At 73.8% G+C, this 26,958-nt stretch carries 22 protein-coding genes and 2 tRNA genes; 17 read left to right on the top strand and 7 right to left on the bottom strand.

Annotated features, from left to right (window positions below):
* Positions 1–36: 36 nt before the first annotated feature.
* On the bottom strand, positions 37–1,917 hold the full coding sequence (locus ACIRBX_RS28610; protein WP_402300939.1) for an FUSC family protein: 1,881 nt from the start codon (positions 1,915–1,917) through the stop codon (positions 37–39).
* Between the two features lie 196 nt (positions 1,918–2,113).
* Here ACIRBX_RS28610 and ACIRBX_RS28605 point away from each other — a divergent pair, with 196 nt between their 5' ends.
* The 8 genes from ACIRBX_RS28605 to ACIRBX_RS28570 all read left to right on the top strand — a co-directional run bounded on the left by ACIRBX_RS28605 (position 2,114) and on the right by ACIRBX_RS28570 (position 11,275).
* Positions 2,114–3,421 (top strand): MFS transporter, encoded by a 1,308-nt coding sequence (locus ACIRBX_RS28605; protein ID WP_402300937.1) that lies wholly within the window; start codon positions 2,114–2,116, stop codon positions 3,419–3,421.
* Positions 3,422–3,515: 94 nt separating this feature from the next.
* A tRNA-Thr gene (locus ACIRBX_RS28600) sits at positions 3,516–3,588 on the top strand.
* Between the two features lie 166 nt (positions 3,589–3,754).
* The gene (locus ACIRBX_RS28595; protein WP_402300935.1) at positions 3,755–4,450 is read left to right on the top strand and encodes a LuxR C-terminal-related transcriptional regulator; all 696 of its coding nucleotides are present in this window, start codon (positions 3,755–3,757) and stop codon (positions 4,448–4,450) included.
* A gap of 188 nt (positions 4,451–4,638) precedes the next feature.
* Positions 4,639–5,733 (top strand): galactose-1-phosphate uridylyltransferase, encoded by a 1,095-nt coding sequence (galT, locus tag ACIRBX_RS28590; protein ID WP_402300933.1) that lies wholly within the window; start codon positions 4,639–4,641, stop codon positions 5,731–5,733.
* Entirely contained in the window at positions 5,726–6,688 is a 963-nt protein-coding gene (galE, locus tag ACIRBX_RS28585) for a UDP-glucose 4-epimerase GalE (RefSeq protein ID WP_402300930.1), read from the top strand. Before galT ends, galE begins: the two co-directional genes overlap by 8 nt.
* Positions 6,685–7,815 carry a galactokinase gene (gene galK, locus ACIRBX_RS28580; protein ID WP_402300928.1) on the top strand — a complete coding sequence of 377 codons (1,131 nt, stop codon included), beginning with the start codon at positions 6,685–6,687 and terminating at the stop codon, positions 7,813–7,815. The genes galE and galK overlap by 4 nt, the downstream gene beginning before the upstream one ends.
* 999 nt (positions 7,816–8,814) lie before the next feature.
* Positions 8,815–9,678: a LuxR C-terminal-related transcriptional regulator gene (locus tag ACIRBX_RS28575; protein WP_402300926.1), complete on the top strand. Its 864-nt coding sequence runs from the start codon at positions 8,815–8,817 to the stop codon at positions 9,676–9,678.
* 58 nt (positions 9,679–9,736) lie between these two features.
* Complete coding sequence (locus ACIRBX_RS28570; RefSeq protein ID WP_402300923.1) at positions 9,737–11,275, top strand: polysaccharide biosynthesis protein; 1,539 nt, start codon at positions 9,737–9,739, stop codon at positions 11,273–11,275.
* Positions 11,276–11,378: 103 nt separating this feature from the next.
* Here ACIRBX_RS28570 and ACIRBX_RS28565 read toward each other — a convergent pair whose 3' ends face one another.
* The 3 genes from ACIRBX_RS28565 to ACIRBX_RS28555 all read right to left on the bottom strand — a co-directional run bounded on the left by ACIRBX_RS28565 (position 11,379) and on the right by ACIRBX_RS28555 (position 13,728).
* Positions 11,379–11,870, bottom strand: a complete 492-nt coding sequence (locus tag ACIRBX_RS28565; RefSeq protein ID WP_402301235.1) for a MarR family winged helix-turn-helix transcriptional regulator — start codon at positions 11,868–11,870, stop codon at positions 11,379–11,381.
* 80 nt (positions 11,871–11,950) lie between these two features.
* Complete coding sequence (locus ACIRBX_RS28560) at positions 11,951–12,739, bottom strand: TetR family transcriptional regulator (RefSeq protein ID WP_402300920.1); 789 nt, start codon at positions 12,737–12,739, stop codon at positions 11,951–11,953.
* Between the two features lie 26 nt (positions 12,740–12,765).
* A complete protein-coding gene (locus tag ACIRBX_RS28555) occupies positions 12,766–13,728 on the bottom strand; it encodes an acyl-CoA desaturase (RefSeq protein WP_402300919.1) in 963 nt (320 codons plus the stop codon).
* Between the two features lie 181 nt (positions 13,729–13,909).
* Here ACIRBX_RS28555 and ACIRBX_RS28550 point away from each other — a divergent pair.
* The 6 genes from ACIRBX_RS28550 (at position 13,910) to ACIRBX_RS28525 (ending at position 18,833) form a co-directional block, all read left to right on the top strand.
* Positions 13,910–13,980, top strand: a tRNA-Gln gene (locus ACIRBX_RS28550).
* A 156-nt stretch (positions 13,981–14,136) separates the two neighbouring features.
* Positions 14,137–15,585 carry a bifunctional UDP-N-acetylglucosamine diphosphorylase/glucosamine-1-phosphate N-acetyltransferase GlmU gene (glmU, locus tag ACIRBX_RS28545; protein ID WP_402300916.1) on the top strand — a complete coding sequence of 483 codons (1,449 nt, stop codon included), beginning with the start codon at positions 14,137–14,139 and terminating at the stop codon, positions 15,583–15,585.
* 213 nt (positions 15,586–15,798) lie between these two features.
* Positions 15,799–16,779 carry a ribose-phosphate diphosphokinase gene (locus ACIRBX_RS28540; protein WP_402300915.1) on the top strand — a complete coding sequence of 327 codons (981 nt, stop codon included), beginning with the start codon at positions 15,799–15,801 and terminating at the stop codon, positions 16,777–16,779.
* Positions 16,780–17,159: 380 nt separating this feature from the next.
* Positions 17,160–17,744, top strand: a complete 585-nt coding sequence (locus ACIRBX_RS28535; RefSeq protein ID WP_402300912.1) for a 50S ribosomal protein L25/general stress protein Ctc — start codon at positions 17,160–17,162, stop codon at positions 17,742–17,744.
* Between the two features lie 103 nt (positions 17,745–17,847).
* Positions 17,848–18,423 (top strand): aminoacyl-tRNA hydrolase, encoded by a 576-nt coding sequence (gene pth, locus ACIRBX_RS28530; RefSeq protein WP_402300911.1) that lies wholly within the window; start codon positions 17,848–17,850, stop codon positions 18,421–18,423.
* Between the two features lie 146 nt (positions 18,424–18,569).
* Positions 18,570–18,833, top strand: a complete 264-nt coding sequence (locus tag ACIRBX_RS28525; RefSeq protein ID WP_402300909.1) for a hypothetical protein — start codon at positions 18,570–18,572, stop codon at positions 18,831–18,833.
* A gap of 69 nt (positions 18,834–18,902) precedes the next feature.
* On the opposite strand, the gene ppc is transcribed toward ACIRBX_RS28525, so the two are convergent.
* Positions 18,903–21,683 carry a phosphoenolpyruvate carboxylase gene (gene ppc / locus ACIRBX_RS28520; RefSeq protein ID WP_402300908.1) on the bottom strand — a complete coding sequence of 927 codons (2,781 nt, stop codon included), beginning with the start codon at positions 21,681–21,683 and terminating at the stop codon, positions 18,903–18,905.
* Between the two features lie 310 nt (positions 21,684–21,993).
* Between ppc and ACIRBX_RS28515 the strand changes: the two genes are divergently transcribed.
* Complete coding sequence (locus tag ACIRBX_RS28515; protein WP_402300906.1) at positions 21,994–23,262, top strand: sensor histidine kinase; 1,269 nt, start codon at positions 21,994–21,996, stop codon at positions 23,260–23,262.
* 160 nt (positions 23,263–23,422) lie between these two features.
* On the opposite strand, the gene ACIRBX_RS28510 is transcribed toward ACIRBX_RS28515, so the two are convergent.
* On the bottom strand, positions 23,423–23,935 hold the full coding sequence (locus ACIRBX_RS28510) for an SUKH-3 domain-containing protein (RefSeq protein ID WP_402301232.1): 513 nt from the start codon (positions 23,933–23,935) through the stop codon (positions 23,423–23,425).
* A 133-nt stretch (positions 23,936–24,068) separates the two neighbouring features.
* On the bottom strand, positions 24,069–24,524 hold the full coding sequence (locus ACIRBX_RS28505) for a YwqJ-related putative deaminase (protein ID WP_402300904.1): 456 nt from the start codon (positions 24,522–24,524) through the stop codon (positions 24,069–24,071).
* Between the two features lie 271 nt (positions 24,525–24,795).
* Here ACIRBX_RS28505 and ACIRBX_RS28500 point away from each other — a divergent pair, with 271 nt between their 5' ends.
* Both ACIRBX_RS28500 and ACIRBX_RS28495 read left to right on the top strand, forming a co-directional pair.
* A complete protein-coding gene (locus ACIRBX_RS28500; RefSeq protein WP_402300902.1) occupies positions 24,796–25,962 on the top strand; it encodes a Gfo/Idh/MocA family protein in 1,167 nt (388 codons plus the stop codon).
* The gene (locus ACIRBX_RS28495; protein ID WP_402300900.1) at positions 25,959–26,939 is read left to right on the top strand and encodes an NAD-dependent epimerase/dehydratase family protein; all 981 of its coding nucleotides are present in this window, start codon (positions 25,959–25,961) and stop codon (positions 26,937–26,939) included. Before ACIRBX_RS28500 ends, ACIRBX_RS28495 begins: the two co-directional genes overlap by 4 nt.
* Positions 26,940–26,958: the final 19 nt, after the last annotated feature.

The following is a 26,958-nucleotide window of genomic DNA, read 5'->3' as shown; positions in this document are numbered from 1 at the left end:
CCGTGCCCCGGGTGCCTGCCTGGCGGGCCTCGCCGGTCAGGCCAGCAGGGCGTCGAGTTCATTCGCCGCGCGGGCCAGGGCGCTCAGGGTGGGGTCGTGCGGTGCGCTCGGACGCTCCGTCAGGCCGGACGGGGGGCGGTGGCTGCGGGCGGCGGCCGTGAGGCGGTCGAGGGCGTCGAGGACGCGGGCCGCCTCGGCCGGGTCGGGGGAGCGGTCGCCGTAGCGGATCTGGGCGCCGTAGGCGGCGACGGCGCCGGCCAGGCGTTCCAGGGCGGCGGTGGCCGGGAGCCACTGGGCGGCCAGCCGTCCGTTCGGCGGGGGTTCGGTGAGGCCGTGCCGGACCTCCTGGCGGGCGTCGGCCAGGGCCCGGTAGGCGGTGCGGCGCAGCCAGACCTCGGCCACCGGCGGTCCCTCGGTGACCACCGAGGCCAGGTAGGCCCGGACGGCGGTGGCGGCGGTGGCCAGCCGGGGTTCGATCCGGTGCTGCGGGCGCTCGGGCCAGAGCAGGTAGCCGAAGACCAGCACGATCGCGCTGGCCAGCGCGGTGTCCAGGACCCGGGGCCAGAGCTCCTCGGTGCCGGACTCGCCGCCGAACTGCACCAGGATCAGCGCCATCGGCGTCATCACGGCGGCGTTCAGCCCGTAGTGCACGCCCAGCGAGTACGGCAGCAGCGCGACGCAGAGCGCGGCGATCGCGGCCAGGGCCCACTCCGAGGTGGTCAGGGAGAGCAGCCCGGCGGTGACGGCGACGCCGAGCACGGTGCCGACCGAGCGGCTGACGGCCCGTTGGAACACCGAGCCGAGGTCGGGCTTGAGCACGAAGGCGACCGTCATCGGCACCCAGTACCCCCGGCTGAGCGGCACCCCGGCGGTGAGCAGCGAGGCGACCGCGATGCAGAGGGCCACCCGCAGGCCGTAGCGGACCGAGGCGGGGGAGAGCAGCCGGGCCCGCAGCCGCCAGGGGTCGGGCGGCGGGGCGGGGGCGGTGCCGAGCACCACCGGGCGGCCGGCCACCGCGTCGGTGAGGTCGCGCAGGGCGGCGTCCAGGGCGCGCAGGGCCGGGGTGTCGGGCCGCCAGTCGGGATAGCCGGGCGGTGGGGCGGCACCGAGCACGGCGGCGGCCAGCTGCCGGGGCAGGGCGGCCACCTCGGCGGGGACGGGGCGCCAGGCCCAGAGCAGTCCGCTGGCGGTCTCGGTGGCGGCCAGGGCGGCCTCGTACAGGGTGCGCAGCTGCCGGACCCGTTCGGATTCCTGACGGCCCGTCCGGTGCGGCGGCAGCAGGTCCTGGAGCTGGTTGAGCCGGGCGGTGAGGGTCTGGCGCGAGTCCGCCCCGCGGGGGGTGCCGAGGTCGGCAAGAGTGGTGCCGAGGGCGGTCAGGGCGGCGGCCAGCGCACGGCGGCGCGGGTCGGCGGCCGGGCGGCGGGAGGGGCGGAGGGTGCCGAGCAGCACGACGAACGCGGCGCCCGTCAGCATGGTCGGGGCCGCCGCCCACCAGGGGGTGGAGAGCGGCATCCCGGCGCCCAGGGTGGCCGAGACCAGCAGCAGCATCCCGGCGCCGGAGCCGCGCGGGCCGGTCGCGCTGAGGGCGCCGGAGGCGAAGCCGAGCAGGGTGAGCACCAGGCCGGCCAGCAGGGTGGGGGCCCCGAAGTGCTGGAGCGCGGCGCCGGTCAGCATGCCGAGCGCGGAGGCGCCGACCGCCCCGGCGATCCGGGGCACCCGCAGACCGGCGGGCTCGTCCCGGTCGTTCATGGTGGCGTGCATCGCGCCGAGCCCGGCGTACACCCCGAGGTCGAGGCGCCCGGTCAGCAGGCCGAGGGCCAGCGGCGTCCCCATCCCGGCCGCCCCGCGCGCCATCAGCCCCCACGGCACGGGCGGGCGTCCGGTCCTGGCGGCCTGCGCCCACCACGAGGCTGACACGCACTCACCCACCAGGGACGGAAACGGAACGTACGACGCCAGCTTAGAACGACCCGCCGGGCGCGGAGGGCGGCCCGGGCCCTCCGCGCCTCGGCACCGACGGGCGCGCGCCCCCGGAGCGGCGGCCGGCGGTGCACCACCCGGTCACCCGGATGACCGCTGTGCTGCGTACCCGCACCGCCGCCAGGGTGGGGCCATGACGCCCACTCAGGCCCCCGCGCTGCGGCGGGTCGCCGCCGCCGCGCTGGTCGGCACCACGATCGAGTTCTACGACTTCTTCCTCTACGGCACGGCCGCGGCGCTGGTCTTCGGCCGGGTCTTCTTCCCGGGGCTGGGCACCACCGGCTCGCTGCTGGCCGCCTTCTCGGTCTACGCGGTGGCCTTCCTGGCCCGTCCGGTCGGGGCGGTGCTGTTCGGGCACTACGGCGACCGGCTGGGCCGGAAGACCACCCTGGTCGGGTCGCTGCTGCTGATGGGCGTCTCCACCGCGCTGGTCGGGCTGCTGCCCGGGTACGGGGCGTGGGGGATCTGGGCGCCGGTGCTGCTGGTGGTGCTGAGGTTCGGTCAGGGGATCGGCCTGGGCGGGGAGTGGGGCGGGGCGGCGCTGCTGCTGGCCGAGCACGCGCCGGCCGGGCGGCGTGGGCGGTACGGCGGGTACCTCCAACTCGGGCCCTGCGCCGGGTTCTTCCTGGCGAACGCGGTGTTCCTGGCGCTCTCCGAGGGGCTCAGCCGGGAGGCCTTCCTGGCCTGGGGGTGGCGGGTGCCGTTCCTGGCCTCGGCGGTGCTGGTGGCGTTCGGGCTGTTCGTCCGGCTGAAGGTGGCCGAGTCGCCGCTCTTCGCCGGGCAGCCGGACCGGCCCCGGGTGCCGGTGCTGGAGCTGCTGCGCGGCCACGGCCGGGCGGTGCTGCTCGGCGGGGCCTCGATCATGGTCGGCTACACCGTCTTCTACCTGACCACCACCTACGCCCTGGCCCACGCCACCGCCGACCTCGGGCTGGCCGGCGGGCTGGTGTTGGGGGCGCTGCTGACCGGGGTGGTGGTGAAGGCCGGCACGGTCTGGCTGAGCGCGGGCTGGGGCGACCGGTACGGGCGGCGGCTCACCCTGCTGGTCTCGACGGCCGTGCTCGCGCTCTGGTCGCTCGCGCTCTTCCCGCTGCTGGAGACGGCCCGGCCGGCCCTGGTCGCCGGGGCGCTGGTCTGCTCGATGGCGGTGCTGGGGCTGCACTTCGGGCCGATCGCCTCCTACCTTCCGGAGCTCTTCCCGACCCGGCTGCGGTACACGGGGGTGGCGCTGAGCTACAACCTCGGCGGGGTGGTCGGCGGGGCCACCGCGCCCCTGGTCGCGACCAGGCTCACGGCGGCGTACGGGACGGCCGTGCCGGTCGGCTGGTACGCGGCCGGGATGGGCGTGCTGTCACTGCTCGCGCTCCGGGCGCTGCCCGAGACCAGGGGGCGTGATCTGGCGGCCGTACGCCCCGGGAGTCTGGCGGTCGAGGGCGGCTGACGGAGCCGCCGAGCGGATTTCACATGCGGGGCGATCACCGTGTAATGTCTTCCTCGTTCGACCGGCCCGGTCAGAAGGAAACGAAGACCGGCAAGCCCCTATAGCTCAGTCGGTAGAGCGTCTCCATGGTAAGGAGAAGGTCTGCGGTTCGATTCCGCATGGGGGCTCGGACAGAAGGCTCCCGCCGTAACGGCGGGGGCCTTCTTTCGTTTCCGCTTCCGGCAAGGGCTGTCGGCACTCTGGCGGGCCGGGGCCGGATGCGCTGTGATGGTGCGTCAACGGCCGCCCGCCGGTAGCGGAGTGGGGTGCGCCGGACGGGGACTGGGAGGCGCCGTGGGCGTTCGGCTCGTGGTGGTCGACGACCACCGGCTGCTCGCCGAGGCGCTCGCCTCGGCCCTGCAACTGCGCGGGCACCGGGTGCTGGCGATCGGCTCGCCGGCCAAGGCCGTGTGCGAGCTGGTGACGGCGCGCCGCCCCGAGGTCTGCCTGGTCGGGGTGGCCGGGCCGGGCGGGCCGGACGCCTTCGAGCCGGTGCGGCGGCTGCGGCGGGACCGGCCGGAGATCTCGGTGGTGGTGCTCGGGCCGGTCGGCGAACCCGGGCGGGTGGCGGCGGCGTTCGCGGCCGGGGCGGCGGGGTACGTCCGCAGCGACGAGCGGATCGAGGTGGTCGAGCGGGCCATCGCCCGGGTCCGGGCGGGCGAGGCGGCCGTCGCGGTCGAGGTGCTCCAGGGGGCCTTCGAGCGACTGCTGAGACCGCTGGCCGAGCCGGACGACGACGCGGTCCGGCTGCTCCGGGCGCTGACCCGCCGTGAGGTCCAGGTCCTGCTGCGGATCGCCGAGGGGCAGGACACCGGAGCGATCGCCGAGGGCATGGGCATCGCCCCGAGCACGGCCCGCACCCACGTCCAGCGGGTCCTGATGAAGCTCGGTGCCCGCACCCGGCTGGAGGCCACCGCCACCGCCGCCCGCACCGGCCTGCTGGAGCGGATCACCCCGGCGTACGACCAGGGGGCCCCGGCGGGTCTCTGACGGGGTGTCGGCCGCGGCCGCTCCGCCGTGAGCGCGGCGTCCGGGCCACCCGAGTGCCACCGCCGCAGCTTCGCACCGCCCGTCTCCGGCCGGGCCCCGGGTGCCCGCGGCAGGCTGCTCCGCGGGGCCCGGCCCGGCCCGAGCGGCGCCCTGTTGACTCTTGTTGGATTCTGTTCGACCATGTTGCCGTGCAGAAGACCACCACCAAGCTTGCCGACGGCCGTGAGCTGATCTACTTCGACGCGGACGGCACCGTCGCCGACCGGAACTACAGCGACCTGCGTCCGCTGGAGCCCACCACCGCGCTGTCCGAGATCCGCCGCGACCCGGTCACCGGCGACCACGTGACGGTCGCCGCACACCGCCAGGGCCGCACCTACCACCCGCCGGCCGACGAGTGCCCGCTCTGCCCGTCCCGGGACGGCCGGCTGAGCGAGGTCCCCGCGCCGGACTACCAGGTGGCGGTGTTCGAGAACCGCTTCCCCTCGCTGGCCTTGGCGGCCGCCGACCACGTGGCCGCCGACCCGGCCCCGTTCCACCGGACCGCCCCGGGCGCGGGCCGCTGCGAGGTGGTCTGCTTCACCTCCCAGCACGACCTGTCCTTCGCGGGTCTGACGGAGCAGCAGGCCGGCCTGGTGCTGGACGCCTGGACCGACCGGACGGCCGCGCTCTCCGCACTCCCCGGCATCGAGCAGGTCTACTGCTTCGAGAACCGGGGCGTGGAGATCGGCGTGACGCTGGCCCACCCGCACGGGCAGGTCTACGCCTTCCCGTTCACCACCCCGCGCACCACCAAGGCGGTCGCCGCCGCCACCGCGCACCGCGCCGCCACCGGCCGCAACCTCTTCGACGACCTGATCGCCGATCAGCTCGCGCACCCCGAACGGGTGGTGCTGACGGGCGAGCACTGGACGGCCTTCGTCCCGTTCGCCGCCCGCTGGCCGTATGAGGTGCACCTCTACCCCAACCGCCGCACCCCCGACCTGACCGGCCTGAACGAGGCCGAGCGGGCCGAGTTCCCGGGGATCTACCTGGAACTGCTGCGCCGCTTCGACCGTCTCTTCGACTCGAGTGCGCCCACCCCGTACATCTCCGCCTGGCACCAGGCCCCCGCCGGGCACCGGGACGAACTGGCCCTGCACCTGGAGCTCTTCACGATCCGTCGTACGGTAGGCAAGCTCAAGTTCCTGGCCGGGACCGAATCCGGTATGGACGCTTTCATGAACGACGTGTCGCCCGAACAGGCGGCACACCGCCTGCGGGAGGTCGCAACACATGGGTAAGTACCTGGTCACGGGTGGCGCTGGATACGTCGGCAGCGTGGTCGGCGCGCACCTGCTGGAGGCCGGCCACCAGGTCACCGTGCTCGACGACCTCTCCACCGGCTTCCTGGAGGGCGTCCCGGCCGGTGCCGAGTTCGTCCGGGGCCGGATCCAGGACGCCGCCGAGGTGCTGGACTCCTCCTTCGACGGCGTGCTGCACTTCGCCGCCTCCTCGCAGGTCGGCGAGTCCGTCGCGGACCCGGAGAAGTACTGGCGCAACAACGTGGCCGGCTCGCTGGAGCTGATCAGCGCGATGCGCAAGGCCGGCGTCCGCCGCCTGGTCTTCTCCTCCACCGCCGCCACCTACGGCGAGCCGGACGAGGTCCCGATCAAGGAGACCGCCCGCACCGCGCCGACCAACGCCTACGGCGCCACCAAGCTCGCGGTGGACCACCTGATCACCAGCGAGGCGATCGCCCACGGCCTGGCCGCGGTCTCGCTGCGCTACTTCAACGTGGCCGGCGCGTACGGCGCCTACGGCGAGCGGCACGACCCGGAGTCGCACCTGATCCCGCTGGTCTTCCAGGCCGCGCTGGGCGAGCGTCCGCACATCGCCGTCTTCGGCGAGGACTACCCGACCCCGGACGGCACCTGCATCCGCGACTACATCCACGTCGCGGACCTGGCCGAGGCCCACCTGCTGGCGATCGCCGCGGCCAAGCCCGGCGAGCACCTGATCTGCAACCTCGGCAACGGCAGCGGCTTCTCGGTCCGCGAGGTGATCGAGTCCGTCAAGCGCGTCACCGGCCGGGAGATCCCGGTCGTGGTCGCCGACCGCCGCCCCGGCGACCCGGCCGCCCTGGTCGCCTCCGCCGCCCGCGCGCACGAGGCGCTCGGTTGGACCCCCCGCCGCCCGGAGCTGGACGAGATCGTCCGTGACGCCTGGCAGTTCACCCTGGAGAAGAAGCAGGCATGACCGATTTCCAGTCCGTCCACGGAGCCGCCCCGACCGGAGTCTGGGCGGCCCCCGGCCGCGTCAACCTGATCGGCGAGCACACCGACTACAACGACGGGTTCGTGCTCCCGATCGCGCTGCCGCACGCCGCCAAGGCGGCGGTCCGGCTGCGCACCGACGGCCTGCTCCGGTTCTGGAGCGAGCAGGGCGACGGCCAGGTGACCGAGGTCGCGGTCGAGGGGCTCGCCCCCGGCTCCGTGGAGGGCTGGGCCAAGTACCCGGCCGGCGTGGTCTGGGCGCTGCGCGAGGCGGGCTACCTGGTCGGCGGCGCCGACTTCTGGTTCGACAGCGACGTGCCGGGCGGGGCGGGCCTGTCCTCCTCCGCCGCACTGGAGTGCGTGGTCGCCACCGCCTACCGGGACCTGTACGACCTGCCGCTGAACAACGCCGACCTGGCGCAGCTGGCGCAGTTCGCCGAGAACGCCTTCGTCGGCGTCCCCTGCGGCGTGATGGACCAGATGGCCTCGATGTGCTGCTCAGAGGGCAACGCGCTGGTGCTGGACACCCGGGACCTGACGCAGCGCCAGGTGCCGCTCGACCTGGCCGCCCAGGGGCTGCGGCTGCTGGTGGTGGACACCCGGGTCAAGCACGACCTGGGCGACGGCGCCTACGCCGAGCTGCGGGCCGGCTGCGAGAAGGCCGCCGCGCTGCTCGGCCTCCCCGCGCTGCGCGACCTGGCCCCGGAGGGCCTGGCCGACGCGCTGGACCGGCTGCCGGACGAGCTGGCCCCGCTGGTCGCCCACGTGGTGACCGAGGACGCCCGGGTCCAGCAGGCCGTGGCCCTGCTGGACGCGGGTGAGTTCGCCGGGCTGGGCCCGGTGCTGACGGCGGGTCACGCCTCGCTCCGCGACGACTACCGGGTCTCCTGCCCGGAGACCGACCTGGCGGTGGCGGTCGCGGTCGAGGCCGGTGCGCTCGGCGCCCGGATGACCGGCGGCGGCTTCGGCGGCTCGGTCATCGCGCTGGTCCGCGAGGAGCAGCTGACGGCCGTCTCGGACGCCGTGCTCGCCGCCTTCGCGGCGGCCGGCTACGCGGAGCCGCGCGCCTTCACCGCCGTCCCCTCGGCCGGCGCCCGCCGCCTGTCCTGACCGTCCGCCACCGGTTCGGGGGCCGGGGGTTCGGAGGGTGGTGGCCCGGTGTCCTGCCGTGGGCCGGTGCCGGTCGTCCCTGCTGCTGCGTCACCGGCCCCGGGGGTGGCCACTGCCCGGCGTGTGGTGGTCGGTGACGGGCCGGGATCCGAGCGGTCGGTCCGGCCGGGGGTTCGGAGGGTTGTGGCGCGGTGTCCTGTCGTGGGCCGGTGCCGGTCGTTCCTATTGCTGTGTCACCGGCCCGTTTGGTGGTCCGGGCTCCGACTGGGGGGGACTGCCCGGCGGGTGGTTGTCGGTCGTTGACGGGCCGGGGTCCGAGCGGTCGGTCCGGCTGGGGGCTCGGCCGGCGGCCGCCACCGGTGCGGGGGAGCGGTTCGCTGGGCGGTGTCCCGCCGCGTGTCTCCGGCCGGGCCGCCGGGGTCCGTGGGCCGGGGACGGGTCGTCCCGGTCCGTGCCGGGCCGGGGGCGTTAAGCGCTGCCCGGTCGGTCGGTACCCCCGCTGACCGGAGGTGTCCGGAGACCGGCCGGAGGTGGCAGCCGGCTGCGGTCCGCCCGGTGGTCGCCCCCGTCCGGCCGGGTCGGGTCGGTGGGCGGCGACCTGCTGCGGACCACTGCCGCCGTCCGTCCTGACCCTGCGTCACCAGTCCGTCCGGTGCCCGATCGGGCCCCGGCCGCCGCCCGCCCTGCGGATGCCCCGCCGCCGGCGGCGGTCTCTCCCGGCGGCCCGACGCCGCCCTCGCCGCCGCCGCGCGCCCTCGCCGGAGCGCCGGGCGCCGCCCCCAAGTGACCAGCGCCGCAAGGGTCTTCGCGCCGCCCGGGGCGCCCGTGCCGGGCCGCGCTGCTCCCGGGACGAACCGTGCCGCCGCCGCCCGTACCGGCCCCCGCACGCTCCCCGGGTGCCGCACGGAACTTCACGAAACCCCCACCGACCCGCCTCCCACTTCCGTACGCTGAGTCCGGTACCGGTGGGGGTCGGCACCTGAGCAGGGGGGTACGACGATGGGGCGGGTACGCGTCCTGGTGGTCGACGACCACCGCATCTTCGCCGAGGCACTGGCGGCCACCCTGGCCGCCGAGCCCGATGTCGAGGTAGGTGTGGCCGGCAGCGCGGCCGGGGCCGAGCGCGCCCTGGAGCGGGCCGCCGCCGAGGGACGTCCGTTCGACGTCGTCCTGGTCGACGCCGACCTGGGGGCCGCCGCCCGCCGACCGGGCCGCCCGGTGGAGGCGGAGGCACCGCCGGGCCGTGCCCCGGCACCCCGGAGACCGTCCGGCCCGCTCACCGCCGTGCCCCCGCCCCGTCCGGTCGGCCCCGCACCGGACGGACTGCTCCTGCTCGCCCGGGCCTGCCGGAGCCATCCGGAGCTGCGGGCCGTGGTGCTGGCCACCGAGGACGACCCGCGCCGAGCGGTCCGGGCCCTGCAGTCCGGCGCCGGTGGCTGGGTGGCCAAGGACAGCTCGCTGCCGCGCCTGATGGCCGTGATCCGGGGCGTGCTGCGCGGTGAGACCCACCTCCCGCCGACCCTGCTCACCGGTGTGGTCCGGGAGTTGACCGCCGCCCGGCGGGACCGGACGGAGAGCGAGCGGCTGGTGGAGACGCTGACGCCGCGTGAGGAGGAGGTGCTCCGCTGCATGGTGGCCGGTCTCGGCCGGCAGGCCGTCGCGGAGCGGCTCTACCTCTCGCCGCACACCGTCCGCACCCACATGCAGAACGTGCTCGGCAAGTTGGGGGTGCACTCCACCCTCGCCGCCGTGGCCGTGGCCCGGCGGGCGGGCGTCAGCCCGTCCGAACCGTCCGGGCCTCCCCAGCACCCCACCCCAACCACCCCAACCGTCGCCTCGACCGCAGGCCCCGGCGCCGGCTGACCGGCCCCCCATGCCCCAGGTACCGACTCCGTCAGGTCAGGGAATCCGGAGGACACCCATGTCGCCGTACAGCAATGCCGACCGCCTGAACCCGCTCGACCCGTCGTCAGAGGACGACGGGCGCGGCGGGCTGCGCACCATAGTCGTCGGGGCCGGCGCGGCCGGCTCCGCGCTGGTCCGCGACCTCGGCCGGACCCCCGAGTTCGGACTGGTCCCGGTCGGTCTGCTCGACGACGACCCGCTGAAGGCGGGCGAACTGGTCGGCGGGGTGCCCGTGTTGGGCACCCTGGCCGAGCTCACCGAGCAGGCCGTGAAGAGCCGCGCCCAGGTGGTGGTGCTGGCCATCCCCGGGCTGGCCCACCAGAAGGTCCGCGCGCTGGCCACCGCCGCCGCCGCGGCCGGCGCGGCCGTCCGCTACCTGCCGTCCTTCCTGGCGGCGCTGCGCCGCGAGGTGGTCGGCTCCGACCTGCGCAGCCTGGACGTGAACCGGCTGATCGGCCGTCACGAGGTGCACGTGGTCTCCTCCGACGTGCGGGCCGTGATCGAGGGCAAGCGGGTGCTGGTGACCGGCGCCGGCGGCTCGATCGGCAGCGAACTCTGCCGCCAGGTGCACGCGTTCGGCCCGTCCGAGCTCTACATGCTGGACCACGACGAGTCCAACCTGCACCGGCTCCAGCTGGAGATCTGGGGCGAGGCGCTGCTCACCGACGACTCGCTGGTGATCGCCGACATCCGGGACCGGCCGCGGATCCAGCAGATCTTCCGCGACCTGCGCCCCGAGGTGGTCTTCCACGCCGCCGCGCACAAGCACCTGCCGCTGCTGGAGCGCCACCCCAGCGAGGCGGTGAAGTCGAACGTGCTCGGCACCGACAACCTGGTGGAGGCCGCGCTGGCCACCGGCGTGGAGCGGTTCGTGCTGATCTCCACCGACAAGGCGGCCGACCCGACCTCGGTGCTCGGTGCCTCCAAGCGCCTCGCCGAGCTGATCGTCCAGGCCAACGCCCGGGACGCCCGCAACCTCGGCACCGGCGTCTTCTCCGCCGTCCGCTTCGGGAACGTGCTGGGTTCCCGGGGCTCGCTGCTGTCGGTGCTGGCCGAACAGCTGCGCAGCGGCGGCCCGGTGACGGTCACCCACCCCGACGTGACCCGGTTCTTCATGACCATCGAGGAGGCCGTCGGCCTGGTCCTGGAGGCCGGCCGGATGGCGCACGGCGGCGAGGTCTTCGTGCTCGACATGGGCGAGCCGGTCCGGATCGTCGACCTGGTGCACAACTTCGCCCGCCAGGTGCAGCTGGAGGCGGAGGAGGTGGAGATCCGCTACACCGGCCTGCGGGCCGGCGAGAAGCTGAACGAGGCGCTGTTCTCCGAGGGCGAGGAGCGGCTCCCCACCGCGCACGCCCGGATCTACGCCACGGTGGCCGACGACCTGGCCGGCCCGGAGGACCTGGCGGGCTCCCTGACCGCCCTGTACGCGGCTGCCGCCGGGAACTCCGACCCGGAGGTCCGCCGCCTGCTGGGCGCCATCCTGCCGGGCTACACCACCCCGGAGCCGCAGCCCGTCCCGGCGCTCAGCACGCCCTACCCGGACGGTTTCTGACCGGTCGTCACCGTCGGGGGTCCGCTCCGGGTCCCCGGCGGTGGCACGGCCAGATGCGCAGGTCGGCGCATCGGCCGGCCCGCCGTCCGGTCGGGAGCGGGTGTCAGGCCTGGTCGAAGGGGGCGATCAGCAGCCGCAGCAGGGTGGCCAGCTCGGCCCGCTGAGGGCCGGTCAGCTCGGCCAGCAGGGCCCGCTCGTGGGTCAGCAGCCCGGCCAGCGCCTGGTCCGCCCGCTCCTGCCCGTCCTCGGTGAGCCGCACCAGCACGCCGCGCCGGTCGTCCGGATCGGGCAGCCGGACCACCAGGCCCTTGCCGGTGAGCCGGTCGATCCGGTTGGTCATGGTGCCGGAGGTGACCAGGGTCTGGGTGAGCAACTGCCCGGGGGAGAGCTGGTACGGGGATCCGGCCCGGCGCAGCGCGGTGAGGACGTCGAACTCCCAGGGCTCCAGGCCGTGCTCGGCGAAGGCCGTGCGGCGGGCCCGGTCCAGGTGCCGGGCGAGCCGGCTGACCCGGCTGAGCACCTCGAGCGGTTCCACGTCGAGGTCGGGGCGCTCTCGGCGCCATGCAGCGACCAGCCGGTCGACCTCGTCCTCCATGTGGATCAGTGTATCCACGGGTGTGTCGATATAAAGCCTCTTGACGTCAAGACTTCGGACACCCGGAGGTCAACCGCCACTCACTGCTGCCGGTCACCGACCAGCTTGGGGTGCCGCTCCAGGCCCTCCAGCCCGTGCCAGGCCAGGTTCACCAGGTGCGCCGCGACCTCGGCCTTGCCCGGCTTGCGGACCTCCAGCCACCACTGGCCGGTGAGCGCCACCATGCCGACCAGCATCTGCGAGTACATCGGGGCCAGCCGGGCGTCGAAGCCCCGGGACTTGAACTCCAGGCCCAGGATGTCCTCGACCTGGGTGGCGATGTCGCTGATCAGCGAGGCGAACGAGCCGGTGGACTGGGCCACCGGGGAGTCCCGGACCAGGATCTTGAAGCCGTCGGTCGAGGTGTCGATGTAGTCCATCAGCGCGAACGCGGCCTGCTCCAGCAGCTCCCGGGAGTGCCCCCCGGTGAGGGCGCCGGTGACCATGTCCAGCAGCAGCTGCATCTCGCGGTCGACCACCACCGCGTAGAGCCCCTCCTTGCCGCCGAAGTGCTCGTACACCACCGGCTTGGAGACCCCGGCCCGCTCGGCGATCTCCTCCACCGAGGTGCCGTCGTAGCCGCGCTCGGCGAAGACCGTGCGGCCGATGTCGAGCAGCTGCTCGCGGCGCTGCTTGCCGGTCATCCGGACCCGGCCCTTGCCGCCCCGGGCGGCCGACCGGGCCGGGGCGGTGCGGGCGGAGGTGCCGCGGGCGGCGGGAGCGGCGGCCCGGGCGCGCGGGGCGGGCGAGCCGGGGGAGGCGGGCGCGCCGGCGGCGGCCTCCGCCCGGTCGGTCCGGCCGGCTGCGCTGTCTCCGTTGCTCCCGTTCACCCTTACATCATGCTGTAGACGTCGGGTCATGCGGAGCGGCGGGCGGCGATCCGGGCCTCGTCCGGCCAGCGGACGTCCCGGGCCCAGCCGAGCTGCTCGAACCAGCGGATCAGCCGGGCGGAGGAGTCGACCTGGAAGCGGAGCACCCCGTGCCGGGCCGAGGTCGGGTCGGCGTGGTGCAGGTTGTGCCAGGACTCGCCGCAGGACAGCACGGCCAGCCACCAGACGTTCCCGGACCGGTCCCGGGACTTGAACGGGCGCTCGCCGACCGCGTGGCAGATCGAGTTGATCGACCAGGTGACGTGGTGCAGCAGGGCCACCCGGACCAGCGAGCCCCAGAAGAAGGCGGTCAGCGCACCCTGCCAGCTCATCGAGACCAGCCCGCCGATCAGCGGCGGCAGCAGCATCGAGATCAGCGTCCAGAGCCAGAACAGCCGGGAGACCGCCCTTATCACCGGGTCGTTGACCAGGTCGGGGGCGTACTTCATCTGCGGGGTCTGCTCCTCGTCGAAGAGCCACCCCATGTGGGCCCACCAGAGGCCCTTCATCAGCGCGGGCACCGACTCGCCGTAGCGCCACGGGGAGTGCGGATCGCCGTCCTTGTCGCTGAACCGGTGGTGCTTGCGGTGGTCGGCGACCCAGCGCACCACCGGGCCCTCGATGGCCAGGCTGCCGGCGATCGCCATCGCGACCACCAGCGGGCGCTTGGCCTTGAACGAGCCGTGGGTGAAGTAGCGGTGGAAGCCGACCGTGATGCCGTGGCAGGCGACGAAGTACATCACCGTCATGATCGCCAGGTCGGTCCAGCCGACCCCCCAGCCCCAGGCCACCGGCACGGCAGCCGCCAGGGCCAGGAACGGCACGCCGATGAAGAGGCCGAGCGTGATGCGCTCGGCGAGTCCCTGCTGCTCACCGCCCCGGGTGGCGGACAGCTGGGTGGCGGCGACGGAGGCGGCTCCCGGGGGCGCCTCGCTGGCCTGGATCGTCATGGCGGGTCCTCAGGGGAAGGGGCTACCTACGTAGCCGTAACCTACGGCATCGTAGGTAATGCCGCCCCGGATGGGAAGACGTGTCGCGGGCCGCCCGGGAGCGCGCAAGGTGGTGGATGTGCGGCGCCGCACCCCGTAGGCTGTGGACCGCGCGTCGGGACGCTGACGCGGTGTGTGCCCTTCCCGGATCGTCTAAGGGCAGGACAGCTGGTTTTGGTCCAGCTTATGGGGGTTCGAATCCTCCTCCGGGAGCCGTTCGGTCCAGCCTCCGCCGGGTACTCCGGCCGGAGGCTGACGACTTTTCGTTCAGGATGTCCCGATAGTCTCTGAGCTGCCCCGGTGCGGCCGTGCGGAGTACCGCCCCCAGGGCACCCTCCCCTCTCTCCGCCGACCCGAGGAGCCTCCCGCGTGAGTGCCAACACCCCTGCCGCCGTGATCGTGCTCGCCGCCGGCGGCGGGACGCGGATGAAGTCCACGAAGCTGCCCAAGGTGCTGCACCCGATCTGCGGGCGCACCCTGGTGGGCCACGCGGTGGCCGCCGCCCAGGAGCTGACGCCCCGGCAGCTGGTCGTGGTGGTCGGCCACCAGCGCGAGCTGGTGCAGGCCCACCTGTCCGAGCAGTACCCGGGCGTGAGCACCGCCGTGCAGCTGGAGCAGAACGGCACCGGCCACGCCGTCCGCACCGCGCTGGCCGAGCTGGCCTCCCGGGGCGAGCAGCCGTCCGGCACCGTGGTGATCACCACCGGCGACGCCCCGCTGCTCACCGGCGCCACCCTGGCCGCCCTGGTCGACGCGCACGCCGGGCAGGGCAACGCGGCCACCGTGCTGACCGCCGAGGTGCCCGACTCCACCGGCTACGGCCGCATCCTGCGGGACGCCACCGACGCGGTGACCGCGATCGTGGAGGAGAAGGACGCCACCGAGGCCCAGCGGGCCGTCCGCGAGATCAACTCCGGCGTCTTCGCCTTCGACGCCGAGCGGCTGGCCGAGGCGCTCGCGAAGATCACCACCGACAACGCCCAGGGCGAGGAGTACCTCACCGACACCCTGGAGATCCTCCGCGCGGACGGCCACCGGGTCGGCGGTGTGGTCGCCGAGGACCACCGCGACGTGCTCGGCATCAACGACCGGGTCCAACTGGCCGAGGCCCGCCGCATCCTGAACGCCCGTCTGGTCGAGCGCGCGATGCGCGCCGGGGTCACCGTGGTCGACCCGGCCACCACCTGGCTGGACGTCCAGGTGACCTACGAGCCGGACGCCGTGGTGCTGCCCGGCACCCAGCTGCACGGCGCCACCCACCTGGGCGAGGGCTGCGAGGTCGGCCCGAACTCCACCCTGACCGACACCGCCGTCGGCCCCGGCGCCACCGTCAGCAACACCACGGCGATCGGTGCCGAGATCGGCGAGCTGGCCCAGGTCGGCCCGTACGCCTACCTGCGCCCGGGCGCCAGGCTGGCCCGCAAGGCCAAGGCCGGCACCTACGTGGAGATCAAGAACTCCGAGCTGGGCGAGGGCGCCAAGGTGCCGCACCTCTCCTACATCGGCGACGCCACCATCGGCGCCCACAGCAACATCGGCGCCGCCTCCGTCACGGTGAACTACGACGGCGTGAACAAGCACCGCACCACCATCGGCGCCCACTGCCGCACCGGTTCGGACAACATGTTCATCGCCCCGGTCACCGTGGGTGACGGCGCCTACACCGCGGCCGGGTCGGTCATCACCAACGACGTCCCGGCCGGCGCGCTCGGCGTCTCCCGCGCCCAGCAGCGCAACATCGCGGGCTGGGTGGCCCGTAAGCGCCCCGGTACGGATTCGGCCAAGGCCGCCGAGGCTGCCGGGACGCAGGAGTCCTGAGGGACCCGAACGGCCCACCGGGGATCTTGCAGGGTGGTCCCGGGGCGGACGCTTCCCGGGCCAGCGCGTAACCTGGAGTACATACGTGCGCCACTGGGCTCCCTGGCCCGTGTTCTGGGCGTACCCCCATCCACTCGTCGACCACCTCGCCCGGGCGCCTGCCCGGGCGCGGTGCGGCGGGGCCATGCGGCAGCAACGCGAGGAGACGGTTCAGTGAGCGGGATCACGACGTCGGGTGAGAAGAAGCTGCGGCTCTTCTCCGGCCGTGCCCACACCCAGCTGGCGGAGGAGGTGGCCGCGGAGCTCGGGACCGAGCTGGTCCCCACCAAGGCCCTCGACTTCGCCAATGGTGAGATCTACGTCCGCTTCCTGGATTCCGCCCGGGGGGCGGACTGCTTCGTGATGCAGAGCCACACGGCTCCCATCAACCAGTGGATCATGGAGCAGCTGATCATGATCGACGCGCTGAAGCGGGCCTCGGCCCGCTCCATCACGGCGATCCTGCCGTTCTACGGCTACGCCCGGCAGGACAAGAAGCACCTCGGCCGCGAGCCCATCTCGGCCCGCCTGATCGCCGACCTGCTGCGCACCGCCGGTGCCGACCGCCTGATGGCGGTGGACCTGCACACCGCGCAGATCCAGGGCTTCTTCGACGGCCCGGTGGACCACCTGTTCGCCCTGCCGATGCTGGCCGACTACGTGGGCGACCGGGTCTCCGACCGCTCCAAGCTGACCATCGTCTCGCCGGACGCCGGCCGGGTGAAGGTCGCCGACCAGTGGTGCGACCGGCTCGGCGCCCCGCTGGCCGTGATCCACAAGCGCCGCGACCTGACCCAGGCCAACACCATCCTGTCGGCCCAGGTGGTCGGTGACGTCAAGGACCGGATCTGCGTCCTGGTCGACGACATGATCGACACGGCCGGCACCATCTGCGCCGCCGCCGACGCGCTGTACGAGAACGGCGCCGCCGACGTCATCGTGGCCGCCACCCACGGCGTGCTCTCCGGCCCGGCCGCCGACCGCCTGAAGAACTCCCGGGTGAGCGAGTTCGTCTTCACCAACACCCTGCCCACCCCGCAGGAGCTCCAGCTGGACAAGGTGACCACCCTCTCCATCGCCCCCTCGATCGCCGCCGCGATCAAGGAGGTCTTCGAGGACGGTTCGGTCACCAGCCTGTTCGAGGGCGTCCACTGATCCCGAAGAAACGTCCCTGCTGACGGGTCGTCAGCTCTGGTCGGCCCCCCGGCATTCATGCCGGGGGGCCGATTTCAATTCCCGAGCCGGAGAACCGCGCCGATGCCGAAAGGGAGCAGCGAGGGAGGGGTGACGGTCGGGACCGGGGGAGGGCGGTTCGGCGGGGAGGGGTGGATTTCACGGTTGACGAGCTTCCCGGTTAGACTCGTGAGACTGCTCGGCGAGGGATGCTGTGCGCCCAAAACGGTGCCGTATCCGTGATCGACGCGCTGGCCTACCCGGTCCGTCGTCTCCGCCGCCGAGCGAACCCCCAGCGTATTTGTGGGTGTGGCTTCGGCGGTTTTCGCTTGTCTGCACCCGGACCTTCACGAGGAGCAGACGTGTCCGAGATCCGCCTTGCCGCCGAGTCCCGCACCGAGTTCGGCAAGGGTGCCGCCCGTCGTGCCCGCCGCGCCGGCTTCGTCCCCGGTGTCGTCTACGGCCACGGCCTCGCCCCGGTTCACCTGAACCTGCCCGGCCACGACCTGATGATGGCGCTCAAGACCCCGAACGCCCTGCTGGTCGTCCCGATCGAGGGCAAGGACGAGTACGTCCTGCCGAAGGCCGTCCAGCGCGAGGCCATCAAGCGCTCCATCGAGCACGTCGACCTCCTCCTGGTGAAGCGCGGCGAGACCGTCACCGTCGAGGTCCCGGTCCACACCGAGGGCGAGCTGGCCGCCGGTGGCAACCTGCTCGAGCACGTCCTGAACGCCCTGCCGATCGAGGCCGAGGCCACCCACCTGCCCGAGGCCGTCACCGTCTCGGTCGAGGGCCTGGAGGCCGGTGCCTCCGTCACCGCCGGCGACATCGAGCTGCCGAAGGGCGCCAAGCTCGCCGTCGAGGCCGACACCGTCGTGCTGCAGGTCATCGGCGCCCAGGCCGCCGAGCCGACCGCCGACGAGGCCGCCGAGGGCACCGAGGCCTGAGCCTCACCCCGCACCTGACCGCTGCCCCGGTCGCTCCCTCCGGAGCGACCGGGGCAGCGGTGCGTCCGGGATGATGGCCGAAGCGAAACAGGAGGAGCGGTAGATGGACGACTACGACGGTCCCTGGCTGGTGGTCGGGCTCGGCAACCCCGGGGAGCAGTACGCCCGGAACCGGCACAACATCGGCTTCATGGTGGCCGATCTGCTGGCCGAGCGGATCGGCGCCCGGTTCAAGGCGCACAAGAGCCGGGCGCAGACCGCCGAGGGGCGGATCGGCGGGCGGCGGGTGGTGCTGGCCAAGCCGATGACCTTCATGAACCTCTCCGGCGGGCCCACCACCGCACTGCGCGACTTCTACAAGGTGCCCACCGGCGCGATCGTGGCGGTCCACGACGAGCTGGACCTCGACTACGCGGCCCTGCGGCTCAAGCTCGGCGGCGGGGACAACGGGCACAACGGCCTGAAGTCCATCACCAAGTCGCTCGGCCCGGAGTACCACCGGGTGCGCTGCGGCATCGGCCGGCCGCCGGGCCGGATGGAGGTGGCGGACTTCGTGCTCAAGGACTTCTCGTCCACCGAGCGCAAGGAGCTGGACTGGTTCGTCGACCGCTCCGCCGACGCGGTCGAGGCGCTGCTGACGGAGGGTCTGGAACGGGCCCAGTCCACGTACAACTCCTGACGGTCCGTCAAGGAGTGCGCGCGGTTCGCGCAACGGTCGTGCAACGCTTGCCTGCTCGTTCCGGAAACCGTGTGGGAACGACCGGTCCGATCCGATAGCGTCGTCCTGTGCGTAGGGTTGAGGGGTCGGTACAGGGGGTAGGGACCGTGGTTCGGTCGCGGCGGGTGCGGGTCGGTCGGCTGGTCGGCGGGACGGCACTGCTGGTCACGGCGCTGGGGGCGCCGGCGGCGCAGGCGGTCGAGCCGAGCGTCACGCCGGAGCCCGCCGCCGCCCAGTTCCCCGGGTCGGGGGACGTCGATCTGGAGGGCGGCTCCGGGCTGTACGCGGTCGGCGGCGGCCTGGTGGTCGCGGCCGGTGGTGCGGCGATGTGGCTGCGCCGCCGTCGGACCGGCCGGCCGGGCACCCACTAGTCACGGAGAAGGGGGCGGCCCCCGGGGAAGATCCCCGGGGGCCGCCCCCTCGTCGTGCCCGACCGGCCGTCAGCCGGTGTTGCGCAGGCCGGCCGCGATGCCGTTGACCGTCAGCAGCAGGGCGCGGGCCCGCAGCGGGTCCTCCTCGCGGCCCTGGGCGACCAGCTCGCGCTGGCGGCGGAGCAGGGCGACCTGGAGGTAGGAGATCGGGTCGAGGTAGGCGTCGCGGACCTGGAAGGTCTGCTTCAACACCTCGTTGTGCTCCAGGAGTTCGGACTCGCCGGTGAGGCGCAGCACCTCACGGAGGGTCAGCTCGTGCTCGGCCACGATCTGGTCGAAGACGTGGTGCAGCTCGGCCGGCACCAGCTGCTCGACGTAGTGGCGGGCGATCCGCAGGTCGGTCTTGGCCAGCGTCATGGCGACGTTGGACAGGAAGTTGCGGAAGAAGTGCCACTGGCCGTGCATCTCGTCCAGCACGTCGCCGAGGCCCGCCTCGCGGGCCGCCGCCAGGCCGGAGCCGACGCCGTACCAGCCGGGCACGATCTGCCGGGACTGGGTCCAGCCGAAGACCCACGGGATGGCCCGCAGGCCGTCCAGGCCGGCGCCGGAGTCGGGGCGGCGGGACGGGCGGGAGCCCAGGTGGAGCGAGGCCAGCTGGTCGACCGGGGTGGCCGCGAAGAAGTACTTCGGCAGGTCCTCCTGCTCGACCAGGGCGCGGTACGCGGTGTGCGCGGCCTCGGAGACCCGGTCCATCGCGGCGTCCCAGCGGGCCAGCTCCTCGGGGGCCTGGCGCGGGGAGGTGTGCAGCGCGGAGGCGGCCAGCGTGGCCGAGATGGTGAGCTCCAGGTTCTCCCGGGCGAGGGAGGGGAGCAGGTACTTGTCGGAGATGACCTCGCCCTGCTCGGTCACCTTGATCTCGCCCTCCAGGGTGCCCCAGGGCTGGGCCAGGATGGCCTCGTGCGAGGGGCCGCCGCCGCGGCCGACGGTGCCGCCGCGGCCGTGGAAGAGCCGCAGCCGGATGCCGTAGCGGTGGGCCACGTCGCGCAGCCGGCGCTGGGCCCGGTGGATCTCCCACTGGGAGGTGGTGATGCCGCCGAACTTGGAGGAGTCGGAGTACCCGAGCATGACCTCCTGGATGTCGCCGCGGAGCGAGACCAGCAGGCGGTAGGACGGGTCGGAGAGCATCTCGTCGAGGATCCGGTCGGCCTGCTGGAGCTCGTCGGTGGTCTCCAGCAGCGGCACGATGCCGATCTTGGCGATCCCGGCGTGCAGGTCGATCAGGCCGGCCTCGCGGGCCAGCACGGTGGCGGCGAAGACGTCGTCGGCGCCCTGGCACATGGAGATGATGTAGCTCTCCACGATCTCGTCGCCGAACCGCTCGAAGCCCTCGCGGATGGTGTTGAAGACGCCCAGGGTCTTGGTGCCGGCCGGGTCCAGCGGGGCCGGGGTCGGCGCCAGCGGGCGGCGGGAGCGGAGCTCCTTGGCGAGCAGCTTCTGGCGGTACTCGCGCGGCATGTCGGAGTAGCGCCAGGCCTCCTCGCCGAGCCGGTCGAAGAGCTGGCCGAGGGTGTGGTGGTGGGCCTCGGCGTGCTCGCGGACGTCCATGGTGGCGAGCTGCAGGCCGAAGGCCTCGACGGTGCGGATGGCGCGGGCCAGCCGGCCGTCGGCGATCAGGCCGCCCCGGTGGGCGCGCAGCGAGTCCTGGATGAGCTTGAGGTCGGCGACCAGCTCGCGGGTGCCCAGGTAGTCCCGGCCGGGCAGGTGCGGGGTGCCGGCCGCCAGGCGCTCGCGGGTGTTCTCCAGCTTGAGCCGGACGCAGGTGGCCTTGAGCCGGTAGGGCTCCTCGGCGTTCATCCGCTTGTAGCGCGGGCTCAGCTCGGGCAGCACCCGCAGGTCGGCCTCCAGCGAGGCGAGCAGCTCCTCGGAGGCGCCGGCCAGGCGGACCGAGGTGGAGAGCGAGCTGCGCAGGTCGTCGACGGCGGCCAGGGCGTCCTTGATGCCGTACTCGTGCTGGAGGTTGAGCACGTCCCAGGTGACGGCCGGGGTGACGTTCGGGTTGCCGTCCCGGTCGCCGCCGATCCAGGTGCCGAAGGTCAGCGGGCGGACGCCCTCGGGGAGGGCGAGGCCGACCCGGGCCAGCTCCTCGTGCAGCTCCTCCAGCACCTCGGGGACGGCCTCGCGGTAGAGCTCGTCCAGGTAGTAGACCGCGTTCCGGGCCTCGTCGGTGGGCTCGGGGCGGGCGATCCGGAGCTCGTCGGTCTGCCAGAGCAGGTCGATCACCTCGGCGAGCCGGCGGTCGGCCTGCCGCTTGGCCGAGCTCTGCCGGGCCGGGTCGGCGCCGGAGGCGGCCTGCTCGCGGTGGATGCGCTCCAGCAGCTCGCCGATCCGGCGGAGCTTGTTGAGCACCGAGCGGCGGGCGGCCTCGGTCGGGTGCGCGGTGAAGACCGGGCGGACCGCGAGGTTCGCCAGGGTGTCTTCCAGGTGCTTGGGATCGGCCTCGGCCAGCTGGTCGGCGGTCTGCGCCAGCAGCGAGCCCTCCTTGGCCCGGCGGGTGGCGAACTCGCGGCCGCGGTGCACCTGCTCGGTGACGTTGGCCAGGTGGAAGTAGGTGGAGAAGGCCCGGACCAGCTTCGCCGCGGTCTCCAGGTCGATGCCGGAGAGCAGTTCGGCGGTGGACTCGCCGTCGGTGCGGCTGAGCAGGCGTACCTGTTCGACCAGGCCGAGCAGTTCGGGACCCTCCTGGCGGACCAGGGTCTCGCCCAGCAGGTCGCCGAGGCGACGGATGTCCGCGCGCAGGGCGGCGTTGTCGGCGATCGGGTTCTCCGCCGAGGTGGGGACCGGAGCGGTCACGGCTGGCTCCCTGTGGTGGTGGGGTTCGGCAACGGCTCGCGCGGACCTCGCTGTCCGACGCGACCAGCATAGGTGGCACCCCGTGCCATCTCACCCGGGTAACCGAATGCCGGACACCGCCGATCCCGGTGGTACCCCGGGGAACGGGTCTGATTGGCGGTCAGGGCTGGTCCTCCGTCGATCTGCCGGGGCTGGTCGGACGGTCCGCGTGCCCCGACCGTACGGAGCGGGGCCGACCTTGTCAGGTCGCCCCGCTGACGACCTGTTACTCGGGTGCCCGGCGCTCGGGCGCTGCCCTAGGCTGGGCGGCATGAGCAACTCGCCGGACGGGGGCGGGCCGGGCCGATCACTCTGGTGGTGGGGGCGGCGCCGCAGCGTGGTGCTGGATGTCGGGCTGGCCCTGCTGGCCGCCCTGGAGTGTGCGGTCGGGGCCTACGCCACGGCGGTGCAGAAGTTCCACTGGGACACCCCGTGGGGGGTGGCCACCGCCGCGCTGGGGGCGCTGTGCGGGGCCTCGCTGGTGGTGCGGCGGCGCTGGCCTGCCGTGCCGGTGGTGCTGGCCCTGCTGTTCGTGCCCGGCTCGTTCGGCGTGGTGCTGCTGGTGGTGTCGCTGTACACCCTGGCGGCCACCTGGGAGTGGCCGTCCAGACGCGGCCGGGTGATCTCGCTGTCGGCGCTGGCCTTCGCGGAGACCGTCGCGGTGGTGCTGTTCGGCATGTTCGAGCCGGTGCCGCCGGAGGAGGGCACACCGCCGATCTGGGTGCTGGTGCTGATCGCGGTGTTGGTCTCGGTCGGCGTGACGGTGCCGCCGGTGGTGACCGGCCTCTACCTGGGTGCCCGGCGGCGGCTGGTGGAGAGCCTCAAGGACCGGGCGCACGGCCTGGAGACCGAGCTCGACCTGCTGGCCGAGCAGGCCCAGGAGCGGGCCCGCCGGGCCCGGCTGGAGGAACGGACCCGGATCGCCCGGGAGATGCACGACGTGGTGGCGCACCGGGTGTCCCTGATGGTGGTGCACGCCGGGGCGCTGGAGCGGATCGTCGCCAAGGACCCGGAGAAGGCCCAGCAGAGCGCCAAGCTGATGGGCGAGGTCGGGCGGCAGGCGCTGAACGAACTGCGCGAGATCCTCGGGGTGCTGAGGATGTCGGAGGAGCGCGTGCTCGGGGTGGACGACCTGTCCGGGCTGCCCGGGCTGGTCTCGCAGTCGGAGGCGGCCGGGATGCCGGTCACCCTGACGGTGAGCGGCAGCCGGCTGCCGTACACCACCGAGGCGGAGCAGACCGCGTACCGGGTGGTGCAGGAGGGGCTGACCAACGCTCACAAGCACGCCGGCGGAGCCCGGGTGACGGTGCTGCTGGCGTACGTGCCGAACGGGGTGCGGGTCGCGGTGCTGAACGAGTGCCCGGGCGGTGCGGCCAAGCGGGCCGGGCTGCCGAGCGGGGGCAACGGGCTGGTCGGCATGCGGGAGCGGGTGGTGGCGCTGGGCGGCAGCTTCTCCGCCGGGCCGGAGGCGGACGGCGGCTTCCGGGTCGAGGCACTGCTGCCCTCGCGGCTCGCGGTGCAGGACAGCCGGCTCGCCTAGGGCCGGGGACGGTCGGGGCGGGCGGGGGCCGACGGCTCCGCCGAGGCGGGTGCGCCCTGCGGAGCGCGGAGCGGGGCGGCTCGCGGTGGCGCGGTGCGGGGTGACCGGGCCGGTGCGCGCCGGGGGGTGTCCGCCGTGCGCGCCCGGGGGTGAGGGGGCGTCAGGCGTCGAGCGGGAGCAGCCGTTCGGGCCGGAGGCCGAGTACCAGGGTGCCGACGGCCTGGTCCACCGAGCGGCCGAGGTACCACTCGCCGGCGTGGTCCAGGCTGTAGACCCGGCCGTCCTCGTCCAGTGCCAGCAGGGCCTGCCCGTACGCCTCCTCGCCCAGCGGGGCGACCCGGCGGCCGAGCGCCCGGCCCAGGTCGGCCAGGGTCCGGGGCTGGTGCAGGCCGCGGCGCGGGTCCAGCAGGAAGGGGGTGCGGGCGATCTCCCGGCCGGCGCCGGACAGGTCGAAGGCCAGCCCGCCGAACTCGGCCCAGGCCTCGATCGCGGCCGGGAAGACGGAGTGCTGCACCCCCTGCGGATCGCCGTGCGCGACCAGCGCGTCGGCCCACTCCTCGGCCTGCCGGATCTGCCAGCGGCCGGGGTGCCAGCCGGCCTGCTTGAGCTCGGCGGCCACGTCGGCGGGGAAGCGGGGCTGGGTGCGGAGGGCGGAGTTCAGAGCGGGCTCCAGACTGACGGTGCGTAAGGACGTGGTGCGGGCGGGCGCGGTGTTCACGGGCAAGGTGTTCACGGGTGGGGCGTCCACGGGCACGGTGTCCACGGGTGCGGGGCGCGGGGTCGGCGGGCGTGAGGTCAAGGGGCGGTCAAGGAGCGGTGGGACCGACGGCCACGCTGGCGACCTGGAAGTGGGCCAGCAGCGGCTCGCAGGACCGGCAGGGCGGGGCGTGGGTGCCGTGCGCCGGATCGCCCTCCTCGCGGATCCGGACGGTGGTCAGCCGGGCGCCCTTGAGCGACTTGCGGGCGTCGTGCAAGGTCAGCGGCTTGCGGGCGGCCCGCTTGGACCGGCCGGTGTCCACCTCGGCCAGGTAGCGCGAGAGCAGCACCGCCTCCGGGCAGCGCCCGAGGAAGCGCTCGCGCTGGTCCACCGGCAGCGTGGTGAGGAACTCGCCGACCAGCGGGTGCAGTTCGGGCAGTTCGTCCGGCTTGTGCCCGGCCAGGGTGTGCACGGTGCCGTTCTTCAGCGAGAGTGCGGCGGCCACCGCGGGCAGCAGGCTGTCCCGGTGGTGGCGCAGCGTCGGGGCCTGCTCCGACGGCTCCATGACTGCTCCTCACCTGGCCAGCCGCCCCTCGGCGGGTGGCGCTCCGGTGCGCCACGTTAGGGCACAAGCCTGCCAAATGCCGCCGACACGGGGCGCGCCGGGGGTGCGTGCCCCACCACGCTTCACCATTCCCACACGGTTTCCCGATTCGCCCCCCGAGCGCCGATGACAGCAGATAGCGTTCCGCACCATGGGCCGGGCCGCCGTCCGCCGGGGGATCGGTGCGCGGCCACGACGATGCCCTCGGATGTCGGGCAAGGGGGGTCTTGCGATGACGAACACGGCTGACCAAGTGGCGCACGAGGCGCCGGGCGAGCACGTGGAGACGGCGGGCGCGCCCGGATCACGGGCCGCCGAGCGGATCGGCATGGCGGTGGTCGGAGCGGGCTACTGGGGGCCGAACCTGGTGCGCAACGCGCAGCAGACGGCGGCCCTGCGGCTGCACTGGCTCTGCGACCTGGACGAGGCCAAGTCCCGCCGGGTGCTGGGCGAGTACAGCACGGTGCGGCCCACCACCTCGTACGAGGAGGTGCTGGCCGACGAGCGGGTCCGCGCGGTGGCCATCGCCACCCCGGCGGCCGGCCACTACAAGCTGGTGCGGGCGGCCCTGGAGGCCGGCAAGCACGTGCTGGTGGAGAAGCCGATCACCACCTCGGTCGAGGAGGCCGCCGAGCTCTGCGAGCTGGCGGAGGAGCGCGGCCTGGTGCTGATGACCGATCACACCTTCTGCTACACCCCGGTTGTGCGCCGGATCCGCGAGCTGGTGCACGGCGGCGAGATCGGCGACGTGCAGTTCTTCGACTCGGTGCGGATCAACCTCGGGCTGGTCCAGCCGGACGTGGACGTGCTCTGGGACCTGGCCCCGCACGACCTCTCGATCCTGGACTTCGTGCTGCCGCCGGGCGTCGAGCCGGTCGGGGTGAGCGCCCAGGGCGCCGACCCGATCGGGGCCGGCCGGGCCTGCGTCGCGTACCTGACGGTCCGGCTGTCCAACGGCGCGCTGGCGCACTGCCACGTCAACTGGCTCTCCCCGACCAAGGTCCGCACCACCATGATCGGCGGCTCCCGCCGCACCCTGGTCTGGGACGACCTCAACCCGCAGGCCCGGCTCGCCGTGCACGACCGGGGCGTGGACCTCACCCCGCCGGACGAGCTGACCGACGCCATCCGGCACCAGGCGCTGATCTCCTACCGGGTCGGCGAGATGGTCGCCCCCGCGCTGGTCGAGCAGGAGGCGCTGCGCAACGTGATGGCCGAGTTCGCCGCCGCCATCACCGAGGGCCGGGCCCCGCTCACCGACGGCCGGTCCGGCCTGCGGGTCCTCAAGCTGCTGCACGCCGCGTCGCGCAGCCTCGAACTCGGCGGTGCCACCGTGCCGGTGGACGCCGACGACGACGTAGAACTGATCACCGCACAGGAGAGGGCCACCGCCCGATGAACGCCGTACCGATCGAGGGTTCCCGCTGCCTGGTCACCGGAGGTGCCGGCACCATCGGCTCCACCGTGGTCGACCAACTGATCGCCGCCGGGGCCCGCGAGGTCGTGGTGCTGGACAACTTCGTCCGGGGCCGGATGGCCAACCTGGCGGACGCCGAAGCCGCCGCCGCACCGGGGCAGTTGCGGGTGGTGGACGGTGACATCCGGGACCGCGCGCTGCTGCGCGAGCTGCTCGGCGACGACACCGACCTGCTGTTCCACCTGGCGGCGATCCGGATCACCCAGTGCGCCACCGAGCCCCGGCTGGCGCTGGAGATCATGGTGGACGGCACCTTCGACGTGGTCGAGGCGGCGGCCGAGTGCGGGGTGAAGAAGGTCATCGCCTCCTCGACCGCCTCGGTCTACGGGCTGGCCGACGTCTTCCCGACGCCGGAGACCCAGCACCCCTACAACAACGACACCCTGTACGGGGCGGCCAAGGTCTTCAACGAGGGCCTGCTGCGCTCCTTCCACGCGATGTACGGCCTGGACTACGTCGCGCTCCGGTACTTCAACGTGTACGGCCCCCGGATGGACGTGCACGGCAAGTACACCGAGGTCTTCATCCGCTGGATGGAGCGGATCATCGGCGGCCAGCCCCCGCTGATCTTCGGCGACGGTGCCCAGACCATGGACTTCGTCTACACCGAGGACATCGCCCGGGCCAACCTGCTGGCGGCGGCGGCTCCGGTGACGGACCGGGTCTACAACATCGCCTCGGCGAGCGAGGTCTCGCTGCGCGGGCTGGCGGACGCGCTGCTGGCCGCGATGGACTCGGAGCTGGACGTCGAGCACGGCCCGGCCCGGGAGACCGCCGGCGGCGTGACCCGGCGGCTGGCGGACATCTCGGCGGCCGAGCGCGACCTCGGCTGGAAGCCGGAGCTGGGCCTGGAGGACGGGCTCCGCCGGCTCGTCACCTGGTGGCAGCAGGCTCGTTAGGGGCCGTCCCGGGGGCGCT

The sequence above is a fragment of the Kitasatospora sp. NPDC096147 genome (genome assembly GCF_044763225.1).
Taxonomy (GTDB): Bacteria; Actinomycetota; Actinomycetes; order Streptomycetales; family Streptomycetaceae; genus Kitasatospora.
This window is presented reverse-complemented; position numbering and strand designations above follow the sequence as displayed.

Bases quoted from the DNA above. Each gene is read 5' to 3' on its own strand.
- ACIRBX_RS28605 (WP_402300937.1), top strand. From the start codon at position 2,114: ATGACGCCCACTCAGGCCCCCGCGCTGCGGCGGGTCGCCGCCGCCGCG.
- galE (WP_402300930.1), top strand. From the start codon at position 5,726: ATGGGTAAGTACCTGGTCACGGGTGGCGCTGGATACGTCGGCAGCGTG.
- galK (WP_402300928.1), top strand. From the start codon at position 6,685: ATGACCGATTTCCAGTCCGTCCACGGAGCCGCCCCGACCGGAGTCTGG.
- ACIRBX_RS28575 (WP_402300926.1), top strand. From the start codon at position 8,815: ATGGGGCGGGTACGCGTCCTGGTGGTCGACGACCACCGCATCTTCGCC.
- ACIRBX_RS28570 (WP_402300923.1), top strand. From the start codon at position 9,737: ATGTCGCCGTACAGCAATGCCGACCGCCTGAACCCGCTCGACCCGTCG.
- ACIRBX_RS28565 (WP_402301235.1), bottom strand. From the start codon at position 11,870: ATGGAGGACGAGGTCGACCGGCTGGTCGCTGCATGGCGCCGAGAGCGC.
- ACIRBX_RS28555 (WP_402300919.1), bottom strand. From the start codon at position 13,728: ATGACGATCCAGGCCAGCGAGGCGCCCCCGGGAGCCGCCTCCGTCGCC.
- pth (WP_402300911.1), top strand. From the start codon at position 17,848: ATGGACGACTACGACGGTCCCTGGCTGGTGGTCGGGCTCGGCAACCCC.
- ACIRBX_RS28515 (WP_402300906.1), top strand. From the start codon at position 21,994: ATGAGCAACTCGCCGGACGGGGGCGGGCCGGGCCGATCACTCTGGTGG.
- ACIRBX_RS28505 (WP_402300904.1), bottom strand. From the start codon at position 24,524: ATGGAGCCGTCGGAGCAGGCCCCGACGCTGCGCCACCACCGGGACAGC.
- ACIRBX_RS28500 (WP_402300902.1), top strand. From the start codon at position 24,796: ATGACGAACACGGCTGACCAAGTGGCGCACGAGGCGCCGGGCGAGCAC.
- ACIRBX_RS28495 (WP_402300900.1), top strand. From the start codon at position 25,959: ATGAACGCCGTACCGATCGAGGGTTCCCGCTGCCTGGTCACCGGAGGT.